The sequence below is a fragment of the Pseudomonas fitomaticsae genome (genome assembly GCF_021018765.1).
In the GTDB taxonomy this organism is placed as follows: domain Bacteria; phylum Pseudomonadota; class Gammaproteobacteria; order Pseudomonadales; family Pseudomonadaceae; genus Aquipseudomonas; species Aquipseudomonas fitomaticsae.
This window is the reverse complement of the sequence record NZ_CP075567.1, coordinates 2,037,777-2,056,005: the sequence shown is the minus strand read 5'-3', so window position 1 is coordinate 2,056,005 and position 18,229 is coordinate 2,037,777. Positions and strand designations below refer to the sequence as shown.

Sequence of the window (18,229 nt, the reverse complement as noted above, 5' to 3'; positions counted from 1 at the left end):
CAAATGGCCTCATCTTTGTAAAAAAACACCCCTACAGAACAAGGAATGCGCAGTGAAAAAACTCTTTGGCGCCTCACTTCTCGCCGCTGGTCTTGCCTTCGGCAGCGTGGCTCAGGCCGCACCGACCCTGCTCAACGTTTCCTACGACGTGATGCGCGATTTCTACAAGGACTACAACGCTGCGTTCCAGAAACACTGGCAAGCCGAGCACAAGGAAGACATCACCGTGCAGATGTCTTTCGGCGGTTCGAGCAAGCAAGCCCGTTCGGTGATCGATGGCCTGCCGGCTGACGTCATCACCATGAACATGGCCACCGACATCAACGCCCTCGCCGATAACGGCCAACTGGTGCCGAAGGACTGGGTCACCCGCCTGCCGAACAACAGCGCGCCGTTCACCTCGGCCACCGTGTTCATCGTGCGCAAAGGCAACCCGAAAGCCCTGAAAGACTGGCCGGACCTGCTCAAGGACGGCGTGCAGGTGATCGTGCCGAACCCGAAAACATCGGGCAACGGCCGCTACACCTACCTGTCGGCCTGGGGCTACGTGCTGAAAAACGGCGGTGACGAGAACAAAGCGAAAGACTTCGTCGGCAAGCTGTTCAAGCAGGCGCCGGTGCTGGATACCGGTGGCCGCGCCGCCACCACCACGTTCATGACCAACCAGATCGGCGACGTGCTGGTGACCTTCGAAAACGAAGCCGAAATGATCGCCCGCGAGTTCGGCCGCGACCAGTTCGAAGTCATCTACCCAAGCGTCTCCGCCGAAGCCGAGCCGCCGGTGTCGGTGGTCGACAAAGTGGTCGAGAAGAAAGGCTCCCGCGCCGCTGCCGAGGAATACCTGAAGTTCCTGTGGTCGCCGGAAGGTCAGGAAATCGCGGCCGCCAACTACCTGCGTCCACGTGACCCGGCGGTACTGGCCAAGTACACCGACCGTTTCCCGAAAGTCGACTTCCTGTCGGTCGAGAAGACCTTCGGCGACTGGCGCACCGTGCAGAAGACCCACTTCAACGATGGCGGGATCTTCGACCAGATCTACAGCGGCCAGTAAGGCTTGAGCTGAAATGAAAAAGGCGACCTGAAGAGGTCGCCTTTTTTGTGGGCGGCTACATGGGCGGCTTGACGCCATCCTTGCCGGCGGAGATGGACTGCGCCGTCAGCGTGCCGTCCGCGCTCTGGGTCACGAAGGTGACGATCTTCACGCCCACCTTGAGCAAACTGCGATCGCCCGGCGTCAGGTTGACGATCGGCACGTCCTCGGGAACCAGAATCTTCTGCTGGCCGCCCTTGTAGTTGACGGTCAGCACCCGGCCGTTACTCACCACCAGATCACCGACGCTGCCATTGGTCATGCTGCTGCCCTTGGCCAGGTCGAACGGCCGATGGCCATCGCCGCTGCCGGCCAGTTCCGGTGGGAAGACATGAACCTCCAGCGCCTTGAGCGTGCCATCCTCCTGGGGAATGGCAGCCGAACCGATGTAGCTGCCGGGCTTGATGTCTTCGATATTGGCCAGGGTGACCGCGCGAACCTTGGTGTCCGGGGTCAACTGGATCACCACGTTTTCACCGCTGTTGACGTGAACCTTGAGCGAGTCGGGGCTGACCCCGGTGATCTCGCCGCGCACGCCCATGCGCATGCCGGGCGCTTCGGCGGCCTGCACAGCAGTGGCGCCGAGCAGACTGATCAGGGCAATCGTTGTGGTGTGGCGAAGCAACTGACGAAACATTGCAATCCTCCGTTGATGAACGCTGAAACCCGGTCACAACATAAGCACGCTATCGAACAAGATGTAAGTGAATGTATCATCGCCACTCAACGGTCGGACGCAAGGTTCGCCGATGAACAATGGATTGTTCGGCGCCACCTATTCCGCAACGGAATAACTGATATCGATCAGAAGCCTCTACTGCCGGCTCGGCCCGTCCCTTAGCCTCACCGCATTCCTTTTCGCTGGATCGAGAAACCCTATGACCGCCACAACTCACGCAATGACCCGAGGCATGGTGCTGCTGTTCGCTTTCTGCTGCGGCGCCATCGTTGCCAACATCTACTACGCCCAGCCGATCATCGGCCTGATCGCGCCGGACATTGGCCTGACCGACACCATGGCCAGCTTCATCGTGTCGCTGACCCAGATCGGCTATGCGCTGGGCCTGTTCTTCCTTGTGCCGCTGGCGGACCTGCTGGAAAACCGCCGCCTGATGATCATCACCACCGTAGTGGCGATTGCCAGCCTGCTCGGCGCAGCGTTTACCGATCAACCGAATGTGTTCCTGCTGATTTCGTTGCTGGTGGGTTTCAGCTCGGTGTCGGTGCAGGTGCTGATTCCATTGGCGGCGCACTTGGCGCCGGAAGAATCCCGTGGCCGGGTGGTCGGCGGGATCATGGGCGGTTTGCTGCTGGGAATTCTACTGGCGCGGCCGGTGTCGAGCGTGGTCGCCGACCATCTCGGCTGGCGGGCGATGTTCATGATCGCAGCAGCCTTGATGGCAGCGATCAGCGTGGTGCTGGCGTTGACCGTGCCCAAGCGTCAGCCAGATCACAGTGCTTCTTACGGCCAACTGCTCGGCTCGTTGTGGACGCTGCTGCGCAAACAACCGGTGCTGCGTCAGCGCGCGTTTTACCAGGCCTGCATGTTCGCCACGTTCAGCCTGTTCTGGACCGCCGTGCCGCTGGAACTGGCGCGCAACCATGGCCTGTCCCAGAGTGAAATCGCAATCTTCGCCCTGGTCGGCGCGATCGGTGCCATCGCCGCGCCGATCAGCGGACGCCTGGCCGACGCCGGTCACACCCGCGTTGCCTCGCTGCTGGCCATGCTGTTCGCCAGCCTGAGCTTCCTGCCCGCCTTCATCCATCCGGCCTACAGCGTGATCGGCCTGGCCGTGACCGGCGTGGTACTCGACTTCTGCGTACAGATGAACATGGTGCTCGGCCAGCGCGCGGTCTACTCCCTCGACGCCAAAAGCCGCGGCCGCCTCAACGCGCTGTACATGACCAGCATCTTCGTCGGCGGCGCCTTCGGCTCGTCGGTAGCCAGTGCGGTGTACGAGCATGGCGGCTGGTTGTGGATCGTGATCGTTGGCAGCGCGTTCCCGCTGCTGGCGCTGCTGCGGTTTTTGAGTGCTTCGCAAAAACCTGTTCTGGCAACGGCCTAGAGTCTGAAAAGCACTGCCGGATCGCTGATCCGACAGTGCTCAAGGCTCAATGCCGGACCAGTTTTTCCATGGCGGCATCCGCCAAGAAAGAGGAGCGGCTTTTGACATTGTGCTCACGCACGTAGCGGTCGATCCGCTGGATGACATAGCCGGGCAACGTCACATTGACCTTTTCGGTCTTGCCCATGTACGGCGAGATGTCCAGCTCGAGCATGCCCCAACCCATGTCCGCGAACTCTGGATTGTTGCGGTGAGCAGCCGCAGAAGTCGGCATCGGAATCGAATCACCATCCGCCGCGATCTCCTGCAGCATGATGTGGGCAATCTCGACGGCCGAGTTGTAGGCATCCTCAAACGTATCCCCGGCCGTTACCGCGCCGGGAATATCGGGGATCTGAATCCCGATGGCGGTGTTCTCGTCACCTCACTCGATGCAGATTGGGTATTGCATTGTGAAATTGCCTCGACCATTAAAGTAACTCTAGAGATACCTTTAGTAGCCTGCGGAAGGTTGTGACACAACGTTGGTTGTTTTGCAGGATGTTCTGACTACCTGTCGGCAGTGTTTCCGACGGGTAGGCTGGCCAGTGTCAAGGCGCGGGCGTTAGTTGAATATGTGCAGGGGTTGTTGGCGAAAAAACCATAAAACTCCTACTCGTTTCGTTTATTGCGATTTTCGCTTATTTCGAATAACGTTCCGGCATTCCTCATTTCCAAAGCCGGACTCGCCATGTCGACCGTTATTCATCCCTCCATCAGCCTCCCCGTAGAACGCGAAGTCAAAGCCGCCATTGAAGGACAGCGTGCCCTGGCTGCTTACCTTGCGACCCATTTCGAGACCCAGCACATTCAGATTTTCGACGAGCAGAACGAAGCTCATCGCGTCGAACTGCCCACCTCGGCCCTGCGTCTGCTGATCGACATTCTGGCGGAGCTGGCAGCCGGCAACGCGGTGCAGGTCGTACCGGTGCATGCCGAATTGACGACCCAGGAAGCCGCCGACCTGCTCAACGTCTCACGTCCACACCTCATAAAACTGCTGGAAAGCGGCGAGTTGTCCTACCACAAAACAGGCAAGCACCGACGTGTGCGTTTTGCCGATCTGATGGACTATAAGACCCGGCGCACCACCGTCAGCGAGCAGGCAATGGCGCTTCTCGCAGAGCAAGCTCAGGCGTTAAGGACAGGATACGAGTGAGGCATTCCTCTTTTACCGCTTTGTACGATGCATGCGTCTTGTACCCCGCCCCCTTGAGAGACTTCCTCATGTGGCTTGCCCTCTCGGGACGATTTCGGGCGCGATGGACCCAGGAGATTCACTGCGAATGGAAACGCAATCTGCTGAAGAACCGACCTGACCTGACGATGGAACAGCTGGATCGTACGTCCGGCCTGATGGATCAAGCGATACCCGACGCCTGTGTCCATGACTATGAAGACCTGATTGCCGGCCTCACCTTGCCCGACTGCGATGATCGTCACGTTCTGGCAGCGGCCATCCGTTGCGGCGCAAGCGTGATAGTAACCTTCAACCAGAAAGACTTTCCCTGCAAAGCGCTGGAGCCTTTCGGCATCGAAGCGCAACATCCGGATGAGTTCGTCGACAACCTCTTGGGGCTTGATCCGGCAGCAGTGGTTGCAGCGGCGCAAAAGCAGCGTCGGCAGTTGAAAATGCCCGCCATGGACGTCGAACCTTTTCTTGATCTACTGCAACGACAAGGCCTGATTAAATCGGTCCAGGCACTCAGCAGTTATCACGCGATTCTTTGAAAGCTCATGACTCCAGACAGCAAAACGGCGATCCAAAGATCGCCGTTTTTCATTACTCCCCGAACTGCTTGCCCAGTCCCGCCGGTACCCCGTGGATATTGGTTTCTTCCCACGGGCCGTTGGGGCTGATCGAGCGGCTCCAGCCGTTGTTCCAGCGGTAGTAGGTGCGCTGGCGGTAGAAGGTGTTGGTCTGGTCGTCGAGCACGTACACGCCCAGTTTCTGATCCCAGTGGCTGTTGCCGCCCGGTGGCGGGGCGAAGCTGGCGGAGGTGCGTGGGACCGGTTTGGCGGGTTTGGCCGGGATGCCCGGTTTGCTCGGCGTCGGGGTGGTCGATGGGGTCGGGCTGGGTTGTGACGGCGGGATCGGCGGCAGCCGAGTGGTCGGCTCCGGTCGTTGCACCGCACATGCGCTCAAGCCCAGGGCCAGTGTGAGGACTGTGATTCGGGTGATGGCGTTCATGGCGGTGCTTTCCTGTTGGTTCCGGCTATTTGTCCGGGCTGTCGATGGTCAGTGTCTGCGGCGCGGTGGTGCTGCTGGCCAGAGGCCCGCTGCGACCGACCCACTCACCGGCGGTCGGCTGACCGGCACGGGAGATGCGCGCAACCAATTGGACTTCGGGGAAGTTCGACAGTTTCAATTGCGGCATCATCGCGTCGGCATCGCCAAGTTCGACGGTCACCGGCAGATCGGCGACGGTCAGGCGCTTGGCTGCCAGCGGTGCCGGCGGGCCCGAAGTGGCGCGGGCAAAAATGAACACGCTGTCGCCCGGTTGCACCTTGGCTTTGAGCTCGCTGGCCAGATCGACACGCACTTTCAACAGCGCAGCCGCTTTCGCCGCCGGCGCCTGGGCAACCTTGCCGCCGCTGGCTTGCAGTTTTTCAGTGGCGCGGGTGATGCCGCCCAGCAGGGCCTCGCGGGATTTGTCCTGCGGCGGCAATTGCGCCAGCAGACGGTTCCAGTAGTCGATGGCTTCCTGATAACGCTCGCCTTCGAACGCGGCGATGCCCAACAGGCCGAGGCTGGTGACTTCTTTCGGATCGGCTTTCAGCGCTTCATCGGTCAGGGTCTGAACCTTGTCCGACCATTTTTTGTTGTCGGCAAAGTACTGGGCCTGCGCCCACTGGCCGAGCAGTTCCGGCTGTCGACCGGCGAGATTGACCGCGCGTTCGAACATCTTCGCCGCGTCCGCCGGACGATCCTGGGCCATATAGGTACGGCCGAGGAAATACACACCTTCAGCCGAATCCGGTTGCGCCGCGACTGCGCGCTCCAGACGCTGGGTCATCTCTTCCATCGACTGCGGCGCCTGAGCGAACTCGCGGGTCAACTCGACCTTGTCGCTCGCGCCAAAGTGCAAGTACAGACCGAGGCCCAACACCGGTACCAACAAGGCTGCCAGCAAAGGCAACGGCTTGCCCAGACGCGAAACCCGCGCCGGCGCCACACCTTCGGTGTCAGCCAGCAACTCACGGGCGGCTTCGGCACGGCCGCTGTCCATTTGCGCGGCATCGAGTACGCCTTCGGCCTGCTGCGATTGCAGTTCGGCGACGCGTTCCTGATACAGGGCGACGTTGAGAGCGGTTCGATCCTCTTCACGCTGGGCGCGACGTTCACGCAGGACGGGGATCAGCAGGAAACTCAGGGCGACCAGAAGCAACAGCCCTGCGGCAAGCCAGAAATCAATCATTCTTGGTTTTTATCCAACAGTTGGTCGAGGCGCTGACGCTCTTCAGGGGACAGCGATTGCGGCGTCTCGGCGCGTTGCCCGCGACGACGGCGGACGATCACCGCGATGACGACAAAACCGCCCAGCAGCAGTCCCGCAGGGCCAAACCACAGCAGCGCGGTCTTGGCATTGAGCGCCGGTTTGTAGCGGACGAAATCACCGTAGCGGTCGACCATGAAGTCGATGATCTGCTGATTGTCCTTGCCCTCGCCGAGCATGCGGAAAATCTCTTTGCGCAGGTCGGCGGCAATCGGCGCGTTGGAATCGGCGATGTCCTGGTTCTGGCACTTGGGGCAGCGCAGTTCCTTGGTCAGTTCGCGGAAGCGCTCGCGATCGCCTTCTTTGGCGAACTCGTAAGTATCGATGGCGGCGTGGGCCACACCGGCCAGGCTCAAGCCCAGCACCATGGCAGCTAAGAAGCGCTTCATGGCTTGGCCTCATCAACCAGCGCCTGATATTTGGCCGCCAGTTTTTCCCGCCAGACCTGCTCGTCGATCACCCCGACGTACTTGTCGCGGATGATGCCCTTGGCGTCGATGAAGAAGGTTTCCGGCGCGCCATAGACACCGAGGTTAAGGCCTAGGGAGCCTTCGTCGTCGCGGATGTCGAGCTGATACGGATTGTGGAACTCGGCCAGCCACTTCAACGCATCGGCGTTGGTGTCCTTGTAGTTGATCCCGTAGATCACCACGCCGCGCTCGGCGAGTTTGTTCAGCACCGGATGCTCGACCCGGCAGGAAATGCACCAGGTGCCCCAGACGTTGACCAGCGCCGGTTTGCCGAGAATGTCGGCGCGGGTCAGGGTCTTGTCGCCCTGCACCGCCGGCAGGGAAAACTCCGGGAACGGTTTACCGATCATCGCCGACGGCAGCTCCGCCGGATCCAGGTACAGACCGCGATAAAGGAATACGGCCACCAGCAGGAAAATCGCCAATGGCACCAGCATCAACCAACGTCTCATGCAGCGGCTCCTTCCATGCCCAGCGCTTCACGCACACGGGCTTTGACCTTCACTCGATAACGCCGATCCAGCGCCGCCAGCAACCCACCGAAACCGGTCAGCAGACCACCGAACCAGATCCAGCGCACGAACGGTTTCACATGCACCCGCACCGCCCAGGCGCCATCGCCCAGCGGTTCGCCCAGGGCGACGTAGAGGTCGCGGGTGAAACCGGCGTCGATCCCGGCCTCGGTCATCACCGAATTCTGCACGGTGTACAGGCGTTTTTCCGGGTGCAGCACGCTGACTTCCTGACCGTTGCGGATCACCCGGATGGTGCCCTTGTCGGAGGTGAAGTTCGGGCCTTCGAAGTGCTTGGCGCCTTCGAACACAAACTGATAACCGGCCAGGTCCATCGACTCGCCCGGTGCCAGACGCAGGTCACGCTCGGCGCTGTTCTGGCTCGACAACACCACGCCCAGCGCACACACAGCGATACCGAGGTGAGCGATCTGCATGCCCCAATAACTGCGGGTCAGGGTCGGCAGACCTTTGATCAGGCCTTTGTGGCGAGTCTTGTCGAAGATGTCGCGCACACCGGCCAGCAATACCCAGGCCGCGAGCAGGAACGTCGCAATCACCGCCCAGTTGAAGTCGCCGTAGGCAACACCGGCAACGACCGCCAGCGCCACGCTGCCCAGCAGCACCGGCGTGAGCATGCTGACCAGCCATTTAACCGGGGTGTCTTTCCAGCGCACGATCACACCGACCGCCATCACCAGCATCAACAGCGCCATCAACGGAATGAACAGTGCGTTGAAGTACGGCGGGCCGACCGACAGCTTGGCGCCGCTGATCGCATCGAGAATCAGCGGATACAGCGTGCCGAGCAGGATCATCGACGCCGCCACCACCAGCACCAGGTTATTGCCCAGCAGCAGGGTTTCCCGCGACCACAGGTTGAAGCCGACCTGGCTCTTGACCACTGGGGCGCGCAAGGCAAACAGCGTCAGCGAACCACCGACCACGAACAGCAGGAAGATCAGGATGAACACGCCGCGCTCAGGATCGGAGGCAAACGCGTGCACCGAGGTCAGCACGCCGGAACGTACAAGGAACGTCCCGAGCAGGCTCAGGGAGAACGCGGCAATTGCCAGCAACACCGTCCAGCTCTTGAATACGCCGCGCTTCTCGGTGACCGCCAACGAGTGAATCAGCGCCGTGCCCACCAGCCATGGCATGAAGGAAGCGTTTTCCACCGGGTCCCAGAACCACCAGCCGCCCCAGCCGAGCTCGTAATAGGCCCACCACGAACCGAGGGTGATGCCGATGCCAAGGAAGGCCCACGCAACGATGGTCCACGGACGCGACCAACGCGCCCACGCGGCATCGAGACGACCGCCGAGCAATGCGGCGATGGCGAACGCGAATGCTACCGAGAAACCGACGTAGCCCATGTAGAGCATCGGCGGATGGACGATCAGGCCGATGTCCTGCAGCAGCGGATTGAGGTCACGACCGTCGGCCGGGATCTGCGGCAGGATCCGCGAAAACGGGTTCGAGGTGAGGATCAGGAACAGCAGAAAACCAGTGCTGATCATGCCCATCACCGCCAGCACGCGAGCGAGCATCACTTGTGGCAACTGCCGCGAGAACACCGACACCGCGAAGGTCCAGCCGCCGAGGATCAACGCCCACAGCAGCAACGAACCTTCGTGGGCGCCCCACACCGCGCTGAACTTGTAGTACCACGGCAAGGCACTGTTCGAATTCATCGCGACGTAGGCCACGGAGAAGTCGTCGGTCATGAAGGCGTAGGTCAGGCAACCGAAGGCGAACAGCAGAAACGCGAACTGCCCCCACGCCGCCGGCTGGGCGAGGCCCATCCACAGACGATCGCCGCGCCAGGCACCGAGCAACGGCACCACCGCCTGCACCAGCGCAAAACACAGCGCGAGGATCATGGCCAGATGGCCCAACTCAGGAATGAAAATGCTGGATGTCATCGATCAACCCTCCTTCGCAGGGGTTGGCGCGGATTGACCGCTGTCCTTCAGGGCCTTGGTCACTTCCGGCGGCATGTATTTCTCGTCGTGCTTGGCCAGCACTTCATCGGCGACCACCACGCCGTCGGCGTTGAGCTTGCCGAGCGCGACGATGCCCTGCCCTTCGCGGAACAGGTCCGGCAGGATCCCGCGATAGGTGATGGTCACGGACTTGTTGAAGTCGGTGACCACGAATTTGACGTCCAGCGAATCCGTGGAGCGTTGCAGCGAACCCTTCTCGACCATGCCGCCGGCGCGGATGCGGGTGTCCTGCGGCGCTTCGCCGTTGGCGATCTGGGTCGGGGTGTAAAACAGGTTGATGTTCTGCTGCAGGGCGCTCAGGGCCAGGCCGACGGCAGCGCCGACCCCGACCAGAATTGCCAGGATGATGATCAGACGCTTTTTACGCAGCGGATTCACTTGCCGTTCTCCCGGCGCAGACGACGCGCCTCTTGTTGCAGATAACGCTTGCGGGCCGCGATCGGCGCCGCCACGTTGAGGATCAGTACCGCCAGACAGATGCCGTAGGCCGACCAGACATACAGGCCGTGATGGCCCATGGCGAGGAAGTCGCCGAATGACGCGAAACTCATCGAGCGGCCTCCAGGCTGTTCTGCACTTCTTCTTTCACCCAACTGGCGCGGGCTTCGCGCTTGAGCACTTCAAGACGCATGCGCAGCAACAGCACGGCGCCGAAGAAACAGTAGAACCCCAGCACCGTCAGCAGCAGCGGCAGCCACATCTCGACGGGCATCGCCGGTTTTTCGGTGAGGGTGAAGGTCGCGCCCTGGTGCAGGGTGTTCCACCACTCCACCGAGTATTTGATGATCGGAATGTTGATCACGCCGACGATGGCCAGCACCGCGCAGGCCTTGGCGGCGCTGTCGCGGTTGCTGATGGCGTTGCCCAGCGCAATCACGCCGAAATACAGGAACAGCAGAATCAGCATCGAGGTCAGGCGCGCGTCCCAGACCCACCACGAACCCCAGGTCGGCTTGCCCCAGATCGCCCCGGTGACCAGCGCCACGGCGGTCATCCACGCGCCGATCGGTGCGGCGCATTGCAGGGCGACGTCGGCCAGTTTCATCTTCCACACCAGCCCGACCACACCGCACACCGCCAGCATCACGTAGATCGACTGAGCGAGCATCGCGGCGGGTACGTGGATATAGATGATGCGAAAGCTGTTGCCTTGCTGATAGTCCGGCGGCGCGAAGGCCAGGCCCCAGATGACGCCAACGCAGATCAGCAACAACGCTGCGATGCTCAACCACGGCAGCAACCTGCTGCTGATGCCGTAGAACCACTTGGGCGAGCCGAGCTTGTGAAACCAGGTCCAGTTCATACTGTTTCCATCACGGGTGCCGCTCATCGGTGTGAGCAGTCTCAGGGTCTTTGCTGGTTAAATTTTAACCAGACCTCATTATTCGCCGACGCTGATCTTCAGGCCAGCCGCTATTGCAAAGGGTGTCAGGGTTATTGCCAGGGCGGTCAGGCTACCAAGCCACAACAGATAACCAATCGCCGGCATGCCCTGCAACGCCGCCTGCAAGGCGCCACTGCCCAGAATCAACACCGGGATGTACAACGGCAGAATCAGCAGCGCCAGCAACAGGCCACCGCGTTTCAGACCGACCGTCAGCGCCGCGCCCACCGCGCCGAGCAAGCTCAGCACCGGTGTTCCCAGCAGCAACGAAAGCAGCAACACCGGCAGACACGCAGCCGGCAACCCGAGCATCAACGCCAGTAACGGCGAGAGCAAAACCAGTGCCAGCCCGGAAAAAAGCCAGTGTGCCAGCACCTTGGCCAATACCAGAAGTGGCAGGGGGTGCGGCGAAAGGACCCACTGTTCAAGGGAGCCGTCTTCGAAATCACTGCGGAAAAGCCCGTCCAGCGAGAGCAGGACCGACAAAAGTGCCGCCACCCAGACTAACCCCGGGGACAAGTTTTGCAATACTTGAGTTTCCGGTCCGACGGCCAGCGGGAATAAGGCGATGACGATGGCGAAGAAAATCAGCGGATTAGCCAGCTCCGCCGGGCGGCGGAACAGCAGTCGGGATTCTCGGGCAACCAGCAGGCCGAACACACTCATACCGCCCAATTCCCCAGATCGATGTCGCGATAACCGGCCGGCATCCGGCTCAGCGTGTGGTGCGTGGTGAGCACCACCAGCCCTCCCCGTTCGCAGTGCCCGGCCAGGTGTTCTTCAAGCTGTGCCACACCCTGCTTGTCGAGGGCGGTGAACGGTTCGTCGAGAATCCACAACGGCGGGCTGTCCAGATACAACCGTGCCAGCGCCACGCGGCGCTGCTGGCCGGCGGACAGACTGTGGCAGGGAACATCCTCGAAACCGCGCAATCCAACCGCCGCCAGTGCCTGCCAGATCGCGTCGCGTTCGGCGGGTTGATGCAGGGCGCAGAGCCAGGCGAGGTTTTCTTCCGGCGTGAGCAAGTCCTTGATCCCGGCGGCATGGCCGATCCACAACAGATTGCGCGCCAGCTCGCTGCGTTGCTCGCCCAGCGGCTTGCCGTTGAGCAGCACCTGACCGTCGGTCGGCTGCATCAGCCCGGCCAGCAAACGCAGCAGGCTGGTCTTGCCGCTGCCGTTGGGACCACTGATCTGCACCATATCGCCACTGGCCAGTCTCAATTCGAGATTGTCGAAGAGCAGTCTGAGATCACGTTCACACGCGAGGGCAACGGTTTGCAGGACAGGACTGGTCAAGGGTTCACGGGCCTTATACGGTTCAAGTCGGCTCTGGCGCGGCCGTTAAAGAGTTGCAGCATAAATGCAATGACGGCTCAATCCAGAGAGCTGCGTCAAACAATTGCTATGTTTTTTGAACGAATGGAAGGACGGGCGGCATTATACATGTCGCCATCCTCTCTCCAGAGTGCATTTTCCTCAGGTTGTGTCCGCGTATGACAGGCGAAATGAACATCCTCCCGCTCCCGCCCACCACCCCGGCGACCGTTCGCCCGCAGGTGGGTGAGCTGCTGAAGTTGCTGACGCCGGTCGACGGGCTGATTGCCGCCGGCCAGAGCGCCAAGGCCGAGGTGTTGTCGCTCAAGCAGGCGGATCAGACCTTTCAGTTGCTGCTCAAGGTGACGCTGGACAGCGGCCGTCAGACCACCGTGCAGGCGACCAGCAATCTGCCGCTGCCTCAGGGCACCAGCCTGGCGATCACCCAGCCGTCGGCGGGCAATCTGGCGATCACCGTGCAACAGGCCATCGCCAGCAGCGTCGCCACCCTCACCCGCATCGACACCGCGCAATTGCCGGTCGGCACGCTGCTGCAAGGCAAGGTGCTGACGGCTCAGGCCTTGCCGCAGGTGCCGGGGCAACCGACGGTGTACCGCTCGATGGTCAGCCTGCTCAACACCGCGTTGAGCGGCAGCACCCTGAGCATCGACAGCCCGCAACCGTTGCGCATCGGCACCCTGCTGTCGGCGCTGGTGCAGGACTCGCAGACCCTGAAGTTCCTGCCGCTGAGCAATCGCCAGGAACAACTGGCAGTCAGCCAGCAACTGGTCAGTCAGCAAAGCCGTCAGGGCTCGCTCGACGGCTTGCTGAAAATGCTCCAGAGCCTGCCCCCCGCCACCGATCAGACGTCCCAGGACTTGCGCGCCGCCGTGGACAAACTGCTCGCCAATCTGCCGGACGTGCAGCAACTGAGCACCCCAAAAGGTCTGGCCCAGGCGCTGGCCAACAGCGGCGTGTTCCTCGAGACCAAACTGCTGACCGGGCAGAACCCGACGCTGGCCCCGGACATGAAAGCCGATCTGCTCAAACTGATCGCACAGCTCACCCCCGGCCTGCCCGGCAATACCAATTTGAACGCGATCATCGCCGCCAACACCCTGGCCCAGGCATTGCCGAGCTTTGTGCGCAACGCCCTCGGCATGCTCGGCCAGGTCAGTGCGAAACCGGTGCCGAGCAGTTTTCCGCTGCCCGACCGGTTGCTGCAAAGTCTGGAAGGCGAAGGCGATCTGGAACATTTGCTGCGCCTCGCCGCCGCCGCCGTGTCGCGCCTGCAAAGCCATCAGCTGTCGAGTCTGGAACAGACCGGCGTCACCGACGACGGCCGCCTGCTCAGCACCTGGCAACTGGAAATCCCGATGCGCAATATGCAGGACATCGTGCCGTTGCAGGTCAAGTTCCAGCGCGAAGAAGCGCCGGAGAAACAGGAAGCGAACGAGCAGCGCCGCGATGAGCGCGAGCCGAAACAACAACTGTGGCGCGTCGATCTGGCGTTCGACATGGAACCGCTGGGGCCGATGCAGATTCAGGCACAGTTGATCAGCGGCAGCCTGTCCAGTCAGCTATGGGCCGAGCGGCCGTACACCGCGAGCCTGATCGAAAGCAACCTGACCGCCCTGCGCCAGCGTCTGCTGGATTCCGGGCTGAATGTCGGCGATCTCGACTGCCACCTCGGCACTCCGCCGCAAGGCATCCAAACCCGCCTCGAACACCGCTGGGTCGACGAAACCGCATGAATGACACCACCGCTCCACGCCAGGCCATCGCCCTCAAATACGACGGCAACCACGCCCCGACCCTCACCGCCAAGGGCGATGAAGAACTGGCCGAAGAAATCCTGCGGATCGCCCGCGACTGTGAAGTGCCGATCTACGAAAACGCCGAGCTGGTGAAATTGCTGGCGCGGATGGAACTGGGCGACAGCATCCCCGAAGAGCTGTACCGCACGATCGCCGAAATCATCGCGTTCGCCTGGAACCTCAAGGGCAAGTTCCCGACGGGACACAACCCGGATGCACCGATGGTCGAGAAAGACGTCACCCAACGCGGCGACGATTACTGAGGTTTTAAAGGCCCCTTCGCGAGCAAGCCCGCTCCCACAGTTAACCGCGATCCCATTGAAGGAATGCAGTCAAATGTGGGAGCGGGCTTGCTCGCGAATAGGCCATCAGCCTCAAAGCAAAAATCAGTTCTTGTGCAGCTTGCGCATCAACTCCGCCTCAGCCTGGGTCAACCCGCAGGACTGAGTCAGCTCATCGACGCTCGCGCCCATTCCCACCAGTTTCGCCGCCTGGGCGAACGACAGGCTGGAAGGATCGCGCTGTTCGAGCTGGGCGAGTTTGTCCGGGATCGGACCGACCACCGAGCGCAGCTCGTGCAGGGCTTCGCCCATGCGCACGTTGCCGTTCTGGTAATCGTCGACACGCTTGGCCAGGTCCTTGATGCGCTGATCACGCAGCGCATCGCCCTGGGCCTGTTGCGCAGCGATCACGCGCTGCGCCTTGATGTACGCCAGAAACATCGCCAGCGTGCCTGCCCAGAACAGGAACAGGACAATGACCGCTACCTCGAGAATCAATCAGATGTTCTCCAGTTCCGACCATTCTTCTTCGCTCATCATCTTGTCCAGCTCGACCAGGATCAGCAACTCGTTGTTCTTGTTGCACACGCCCTGGATGAACTTGGCCGACTCTTCGTTACCGACGTTCGGTGCGGTCTCGATTTCCGACTGACGCAGGTAAACCACTTCAGCGACGCTGTCGACCATGATGCCGACGACTTGCTTGTCGGCTTCGATGATGACGATACGGGTGTTGTCGCTGATCTCGCCGCTCATCAGGCCGAAGCGCTGACGGGTATCGATCACGGTCACCACGTTGCCGCGCAGGTTGATGATGCCCAGCACGTAGCTTGGCGCACCCGGAACCGGAGCGATCTCGGTGTAGCGCAGGACTTCCTGAACGCGCATCACGTTGATGCCGTAGGTTTCGTTGTCCAGCTTGAAGGTCACCCATTGCAGGATCGGATCTTCGGAACCCTTTGCCGCCGTAGCCTTGTCGTTCATACCCTAGCCCCTCGAAATACCGCAATGGCGGTGTGTGTCTCGTGTGCCGGCGGTGAATGCCGGTACATGTCTGTTATGTAAGTGTTATGTCGGTTTGTGGTTCGGCTTACTGCCGGACATGTGCTTTGCCCCACCGCTGGCGATCAACTCGGCCAGAGCGGAGACATCAAGCAAGGCGCACATGTGTTCAATCACCGTGCCGGCGAGCCATGGCCGCTGACCCCGGTGACTTCTCCATTTGATTTCATTCGGGTCCAGGCGCAACGAGCGACTGACCTGATGCACGGCCAGGCCCCACTCGTAGCCCTGCACCGAAATCACGTATTGCAGGCCCTGACGGAAATCATCGCGATAACGGTCCGGCATGACCCAGCGTGCGGTGTCCAGCACCTTCAGATTCCCGGCCTGGCTCGGCAGAATCCCGAGGAACCATTCCGGCTGACCGAACAGCGGCGTCAGCTCCTGGCCGGCCAGCGAATAGATCGAGCCCAGGCACACCAGCGGCACGGCCAGGGTCAACCCGGCGACGTCGAACAGCAGGCACTCAAAGGCTTCCGAAGCCCAGGCCGGACGACCGTCGGTTTCTACCGGTGGCGGCGTGTTGCTGGGCGGCAGATGCACTTCGACCAGCGGCGCAACCAGGGTCGGTTCGACCGGAGCTGGCGCAGGCGCTTCAGGCTCGGATTCTGGCGCTGCCGGAACCGGAGGCGTTTGCAGAAGTTGTGTTTGCAGCAACGGCGCCAGGGTCGAGACCACGCGCACCGGCTCAGGCTCTTTGATCAACGTCGCAGGTGCCTTCGCTACCACAGCGGCAGGCGCTGCAACCGGGGCGACCGGCCGGGCGGCTTTTTGCGCATCCCGGGCCTGTTCTTCAAGCACGGCAGCCTGGAATTCATCGAGCGCCGCAGCGGTCTCGACCACCTCGACCGGCGCTGCGATCTCCTGCTCGACCTCGTCCGGCACTTCCTGCAGCAAGCCGTCCAGATAGGACTGCAGCGCCAGTTGCGGCTTCGACGTCAGCTTGATCGGCCGATTCATGCTCAAGCCACCTGCGGAACGAGTTGCTGCGCCAGCAGATGCTTGAGCAGCGCGCGGTAAGCCAGCACGCCACGGCTCTTGCCGTCGAACTGCGAAGGCGTGACACCGGCACGACTGGCGTCGCGCAGACGGGTATCGACCGGGATGTAACCCTGCCAGATCTCGTCGGGGAATTTGTCGCGCAGCACGCGCAAGGTGCCCATCGACGCCTGGGTGCGGCGGTCGAACAGGGTCGGCACGATGCTGAACGGCAGCGCCTGTTTGCGCGAGCGGTTGATCATCGCCAGAGTGTTGACCATGCGCTCCAGGCCTTTGACGGCCAGGTGCTCGGTCTGCACCGGGATCACCAGTTGCTGACTCGCGGCCAGGGCGTTGACCATCAGCACGCCGAGCAACGGCGGGCTGTCGATGATCGCGTAATCGAAGTCCTGCCACAGCTGCGCCAGACTCTTGGCGATCACCAGGCCCAGGCCACTCTGCCCCGGCGACTGGCGCTCGAGGGTGGCCAGCGCGGTGCTCGACGGCAACAGGGAAATACGTTCGTCGCTGGTCGACAGCAGCAATTGGCCCGGCAGGCCTTGCGGCACGCTGCCCTTGTGCAGAAACAGGTCGTAGTTGCTGTGTTCCAGACTGTCGGGGTCGTAACCGAAATAGCTGGTCATCGAGCCGTGCGGGTCGAGATCGACCACGACCACGCGCTTGCCCGCCTCTGCCAGCAACCCGGCTAAAGCGATGGAAGAAGTGGTTTTACCAACACCACCCTTTTGATTGGCGACTGCCCAGACTCTCATTCAGATCGTTCCTCCCGGCCGGGATACTCGGCCGAGACATGGTTCAGCGTATTAATGCGGGCGACGGAGAATTGACGGCACTCTCGCGTCCCGGCGTCTTGACCGGGGTCGGTGCAGTTTGTGTGCCAGCACGCTTCAACGCGGCATCCGGTTGCGCATGGGCGGTTCCGGTGCCGGTCAGGCTGCGGCGCACATCGAGATTGCGCGACACCACCAGCACCACACGACGGTTCTTCGCCCGGCCTTCGGCGGTGGCGTTGTTGGCCACCGGCTGGAATTCGCCATAGCCCACCGACGCCATGCGGCCAGGGTTTACGCCCTGCATCGCCAGCATGCGCACGATGCTCGCCGAACGCGCCGAGGACAGTTCCCAGTTGGTCGGGTACTGCGCGGTGCGGATCGGTTGATCGTCGGTGAAGCCTTCGACGTGGATCGGGTTGTCGAACGGTTTGAGGATCGCCGCGACCTTGTCGATGATGTTGAACGCGATGTCGCTCGGCATCGCATCACCGCTGCCGAACAACAGGCTGGAGTTGAGTTCGATCTCGACCCACAGCTCGTTGCCGCGCACGGTCATCTGGTTCGAGGAAATCAGGTCGCCGAACGCGGCGCTGATGTCATCGGCAATGCTTTTCAGCGGATCGCTGGCCCCGGCGATGCCGGCGTCGACCTGTTCGGCGTCCTTGACCAGCGGCTTGGCCGGGGTCACGGTCTTCGGTCGTTCTTCGCCAATCGGGATCGGCTTGAGCGCGCGGTCGGAATCGGTGAAGACCCCGATCAGCGCTTCGGAGATGATCTTGTACTTGCCTTCGTTGATCGACGAGATGGAGTACATCACCACGAAAAAGGCAAAGAGCAAGGTAATGAAGTCGGCGTAGGAAACCAGCCAACGTTCATGGTTTACGTGCTCTTCATGCTGGCGACGACGTGCCATGAGG

22 protein-coding genes and 2 pseudogenes are annotated in these 18,229 nt (G+C 61.6%); 7 read left to right on the top strand and 17 right to left on the bottom strand.

Annotation, left to right across the window (positions count from 1 at the left end; translation table 11 throughout):
* Nucleotides 1-52: 52 nt before the first annotated feature.
* Nucleotides 53-1,051 carry a sulfate ABC transporter substrate-binding protein gene (locus tag KJY40_RS09305; RefSeq protein ID WP_127797317.1) on the top strand — a complete coding sequence of 333 codons (999 nt, stop codon included), beginning with the start codon at nt 53-55 and terminating at the stop codon, nt 1,049-1,051.
* 55 nt (nt 1,052-1,106) lie between these two features.
* Here the strand turns inward: KJY40_RS09305 and KJY40_RS09300 are convergent, their stop codons facing one another.
* A complete protein-coding gene (locus tag KJY40_RS09300) occupies nt 1,107-1,727 on the bottom strand; it encodes a DUF5666 domain-containing protein (protein ID WP_039769760.1) in 621 nt (206 codons plus the stop codon).
* 241 nt (nt 1,728-1,968) lie between these two features.
* Between KJY40_RS09300 and KJY40_RS09295 the strand changes: the two genes are divergently transcribed.
* Complete coding sequence (locus tag KJY40_RS09295; protein ID WP_230736327.1) at nt 1,969-3,156, top strand: MFS transporter; 1,188 nt, start codon at nt 1,969-1,971, stop codon at nt 3,154-3,156.
* Between the two features lie 46 nt (nt 3,157-3,202).
* Here the strand turns inward: KJY40_RS09295 and KJY40_RS09290 are convergent.
* Nucleotides 3,203-3,607: pseudogene (locus KJY40_RS09290) on the bottom strand (type II toxin-antitoxin system HicB family antitoxin).
* A gap of 102 nt (nt 3,608-3,709) precedes the next feature.
* Here KJY40_RS09290 and KJY40_RS09285 point away from each other — a divergent pair.
* From KJY40_RS09285 to KJY40_RS09275, 3 genes and pseudogenes are all read left to right on the top strand, one after another.
* A pseudogene (locus KJY40_RS09285) lies at nt 3,710-3,802 on the top strand (LysR family transcriptional regulator); the annotation flags it as partial.
* A gap of 84 nt (nt 3,803-3,886) precedes the next feature.
* Nucleotides 3,887-4,354 carry a helix-turn-helix domain-containing protein gene (locus tag KJY40_RS09280; RefSeq protein WP_230736325.1) on the top strand — a complete coding sequence of 156 codons (468 nt, stop codon included), beginning with the start codon at nt 3,887-3,889 and terminating at the stop codon, nt 4,352-4,354.
* Nucleotides 4,351-4,926, top strand: a complete 576-nt coding sequence (locus KJY40_RS09275) for a PIN domain-containing protein (RefSeq protein WP_230736323.1) — start codon at nt 4,351-4,353, stop codon at nt 4,924-4,926. The genes KJY40_RS09280 and KJY40_RS09275 overlap by 4 nt, the downstream gene beginning before the upstream one ends.
* Before the next feature lie 52 nt (nt 4,927-4,978).
* On the opposite strand, the gene KJY40_RS09270 is transcribed toward KJY40_RS09275, so the two are convergent.
* The 10 genes from KJY40_RS09270 to ccmA all read right to left on the bottom strand — a co-directional run bounded on the left by KJY40_RS09270 (nt 4,979) and on the right by ccmA (nt 12,362).
* Nucleotides 4,979-5,386 (bottom strand): hypothetical protein, encoded by a 408-nt coding sequence (locus tag KJY40_RS09270; RefSeq protein WP_230736321.1) that lies wholly within the window; start codon nt 5,384-5,386, stop codon nt 4,979-4,981.
* A 25-nt stretch (nt 5,387-5,411) separates the two neighbouring features.
* Entirely contained in the window at nt 5,412-6,614 is a 1,203-nt protein-coding gene (ccmI, locus tag KJY40_RS09265; protein ID WP_230736319.1) for a c-type cytochrome biogenesis protein CcmI, read from the bottom strand.
* On the bottom strand, nt 6,611-7,081 hold the full coding sequence (locus tag KJY40_RS09260; RefSeq protein ID WP_011333089.1) for a cytochrome c-type biogenesis protein: 471 nt from the start codon (nt 7,079-7,081) through the stop codon (nt 6,611-6,613). The genes ccmI and KJY40_RS09260 overlap by 4 nt, the downstream gene beginning before the upstream one ends.
* Nucleotides 7,078-7,614: a DsbE family thiol:disulfide interchange protein gene (locus tag KJY40_RS09255; protein WP_103385710.1), complete on the bottom strand. Its 537-nt coding sequence runs from the start codon at nt 7,612-7,614 to the stop codon at nt 7,078-7,080. Before KJY40_RS09255 ends, KJY40_RS09260 begins: the two co-directional genes overlap by 4 nt.
* Nucleotides 7,611-9,599, bottom strand: coding sequence for a heme lyase CcmF/NrfE family subunit (locus KJY40_RS09250; protein WP_230736317.1), 1,989 nt, complete (start codon nt 9,597-9,599; stop codon nt 7,611-7,613). The genes KJY40_RS09255 and KJY40_RS09250 overlap by 4 nt, the downstream gene beginning before the upstream one ends.
* A gap of 3 nt (nt 9,600-9,602) precedes the next feature.
* Nucleotides 9,603-10,058 carry a cytochrome c maturation protein CcmE gene (gene ccmE / locus KJY40_RS09245; RefSeq protein WP_011333086.1) on the bottom strand — a complete coding sequence of 152 codons (456 nt, stop codon included), beginning with the start codon at nt 10,056-10,058 and terminating at the stop codon, nt 9,603-9,605.
* Nucleotides 10,055-10,231 carry a heme exporter protein CcmD gene (gene ccmD / locus KJY40_RS09240; protein WP_011333085.1) on the bottom strand — a complete coding sequence of 59 codons (177 nt, stop codon included), beginning with the start codon at nt 10,229-10,231 and terminating at the stop codon, nt 10,055-10,057. The genes ccmE and ccmD overlap by 4 nt, the downstream gene beginning before the upstream one ends.
* On the bottom strand, nt 10,228-10,983 hold the full coding sequence (gene ccmC / locus KJY40_RS09235) for a heme ABC transporter permease (RefSeq protein ID WP_230736315.1): 756 nt from the start codon (nt 10,981-10,983) through the stop codon (nt 10,228-10,230). The genes ccmD and ccmC overlap by 4 nt, the downstream gene beginning before the upstream one ends.
* A 78-nt stretch (nt 10,984-11,061) precedes the next feature.
* Nucleotides 11,062-11,730, bottom strand: a complete 669-nt coding sequence (gene ccmB, locus KJY40_RS09230) for a heme exporter protein CcmB (protein ID WP_007959235.1) — start codon at nt 11,728-11,730, stop codon at nt 11,062-11,064.
* Complete coding sequence (ccmA, locus tag KJY40_RS09225) at nt 11,727-12,362, bottom strand: cytochrome c biogenesis heme-transporting ATPase CcmA (protein ID WP_007959232.1); 636 nt, start codon at nt 12,360-12,362, stop codon at nt 11,727-11,729. Before ccmA ends, ccmB begins: the two co-directional genes overlap by 4 nt.
* A gap of 197 nt (nt 12,363-12,559) precedes the next feature.
* Here ccmA and fliK point away from each other — a divergent pair, with 197 nt between their 5' ends.
* Complete coding sequence (fliK, locus tag KJY40_RS09220) at nt 12,560-14,134, top strand: flagellar hook-length control protein FliK (RefSeq protein ID WP_230736313.1); 1,575 nt, start codon at nt 12,560-12,562, stop codon at nt 14,132-14,134.
* Nucleotides 14,131-14,460, top strand: coding sequence for an EscU/YscU/HrcU family type III secretion system export apparatus switch protein (locus KJY40_RS09215; RefSeq protein WP_230736311.1), 330 nt, complete (start codon nt 14,131-14,133; stop codon nt 14,458-14,460). Before fliK ends, KJY40_RS09215 begins: the two co-directional genes overlap by 4 nt.
* A 123-nt stretch (nt 14,461-14,583) precedes the next feature.
* On the opposite strand, the gene KJY40_RS09210 is transcribed toward KJY40_RS09215, so the two are convergent.
* The 5 genes from KJY40_RS09210 to motD form a co-directional block, all read right to left on the bottom strand.
* Nucleotides 14,584-14,976 (bottom strand): DUF2802 domain-containing protein, encoded by a 393-nt coding sequence (locus KJY40_RS09210; RefSeq protein WP_085605812.1) that lies wholly within the window; start codon nt 14,974-14,976, stop codon nt 14,584-14,586.
* Nucleotides 14,977-15,462, bottom strand: a complete 486-nt coding sequence (locus tag KJY40_RS09205; RefSeq protein ID WP_007959223.1) for a chemotaxis protein CheW — start codon at nt 15,460-15,462, stop codon at nt 14,977-14,979.
* Between the two features lie 84 nt (nt 15,463-15,546).
* Nucleotides 15,547-16,500: a chemotaxis protein CheW gene (locus tag KJY40_RS09200; protein WP_230736309.1), complete on the bottom strand. Its 954-nt coding sequence runs from the start codon at nt 16,498-16,500 to the stop codon at nt 15,547-15,549.
* Between the two features lie 2 nt (nt 16,501-16,502).
* The gene (locus tag KJY40_RS09195; RefSeq protein ID WP_007959220.1) at nt 16,503-17,291 is read right to left on the bottom strand and encodes a ParA family protein; all 789 of its coding nucleotides are present in this window, start codon (nt 17,289-17,291) and stop codon (nt 16,503-16,505) included.
* A gap of 43 nt (nt 17,292-17,334) precedes the next feature.
* Nucleotides 17,335-18,225 (bottom strand): flagellar motor protein MotD, encoded by an 891-nt coding sequence (motD, locus tag KJY40_RS09190; protein WP_007959218.1) that lies wholly within the window; start codon nt 18,223-18,225, stop codon nt 17,335-17,337.
* Between the last annotated feature and the right edge of the window lie 4 nt (nt 18,226-18,229).

Coding starts and splice junctions, on each gene's coding strand:
- fliK (WP_230736313.1), top strand. CDS start 12,560: ATGACAGGCGAAATGAACATCCTCCCGCTCCCGCCCACCACCCCGGCG.
- KJY40_RS09205 (WP_007959223.1), bottom strand. CDS start 15,462: ATGAACGACAAGGCTACGGCGGCAAAGGGTTCCGAAGATCCGATCCTG.
- KJY40_RS09250 (WP_230736317.1), bottom strand. CDS start 9,599: ATGACATCCAGCATTTTCATTCCTGAGTTGGGCCATCTGGCCATGATC.
- KJY40_RS09280 (WP_230736325.1), top strand. CDS start 3,887: ATGTCGACCGTTATTCATCCCTCCATCAGCCTCCCCGTAGAACGCGAA.
- ccmI (WP_230736319.1), bottom strand. CDS start 6,614: ATGATTGATTTCTGGCTTGCCGCAGGGCTGTTGCTTCTGGTCGCCCTG.
- motD (WP_007959218.1), bottom strand. CDS start 18,225: ATGGCACGTCGTCGCCAGCATGAAGAGCACGTAAACCATGAACGTTGG.
- KJY40_RS09195 (WP_007959220.1), bottom strand. CDS start 17,291: ATGAGAGTCTGGGCAGTCGCCAATCAAAAGGGTGGTGTTGGTAAAACC.
- KJY40_RS09215 (WP_230736311.1), top strand. CDS start 14,131: ATGAATGACACCACCGCTCCACGCCAGGCCATCGCCCTCAAATACGAC.
- KJY40_RS09295 (WP_230736327.1), top strand. CDS start 1,969: ATGACCGCCACAACTCACGCAATGACCCGAGGCATGGTGCTGCTGTTC.
- KJY40_RS09200 (WP_230736309.1), bottom strand. CDS start 16,500: ATGAATCGGCCGATCAAGCTGACGTCGAAGCCGCAACTGGCGCTGCAG.
- KJY40_RS09260 (WP_011333089.1), bottom strand. CDS start 7,081: ATGAAGCGCTTCTTAGCTGCCATGGTGCTGGGCTTGAGCCTGGCCGGT.
- KJY40_RS09270 (WP_230736321.1), bottom strand. CDS start 5,386: ATGAACGCCATCACCCGAATCACAGTCCTCACACTGGCCCTGGGCTTG.
- ccmD (WP_011333085.1), bottom strand. CDS start 10,231: ATGAGTTTCGCGTCATTCGGCGACTTCCTCGCCATGGGCCATCACGGC.
- KJY40_RS09300 (WP_039769760.1), bottom strand. CDS start 1,727: ATGTTTCGTCAGTTGCTTCGCCACACCACAACGATTGCCCTGATCAGT.
- ccmB (WP_007959235.1), bottom strand. CDS start 11,730: ATGAGTGTGTTCGGCCTGCTGGTTGCCCGAGAATCCCGACTGCTGTTC.
- KJY40_RS09255 (WP_103385710.1), bottom strand. CDS start 7,614: ATGAGACGTTGGTTGATGCTGGTGCCATTGGCGATTTTCCTGCTGGTG.
- ccmC (WP_230736315.1), bottom strand. CDS start 10,983: ATGAACTGGACCTGGTTTCACAAGCTCGGCTCGCCCAAGTGGTTCTAC.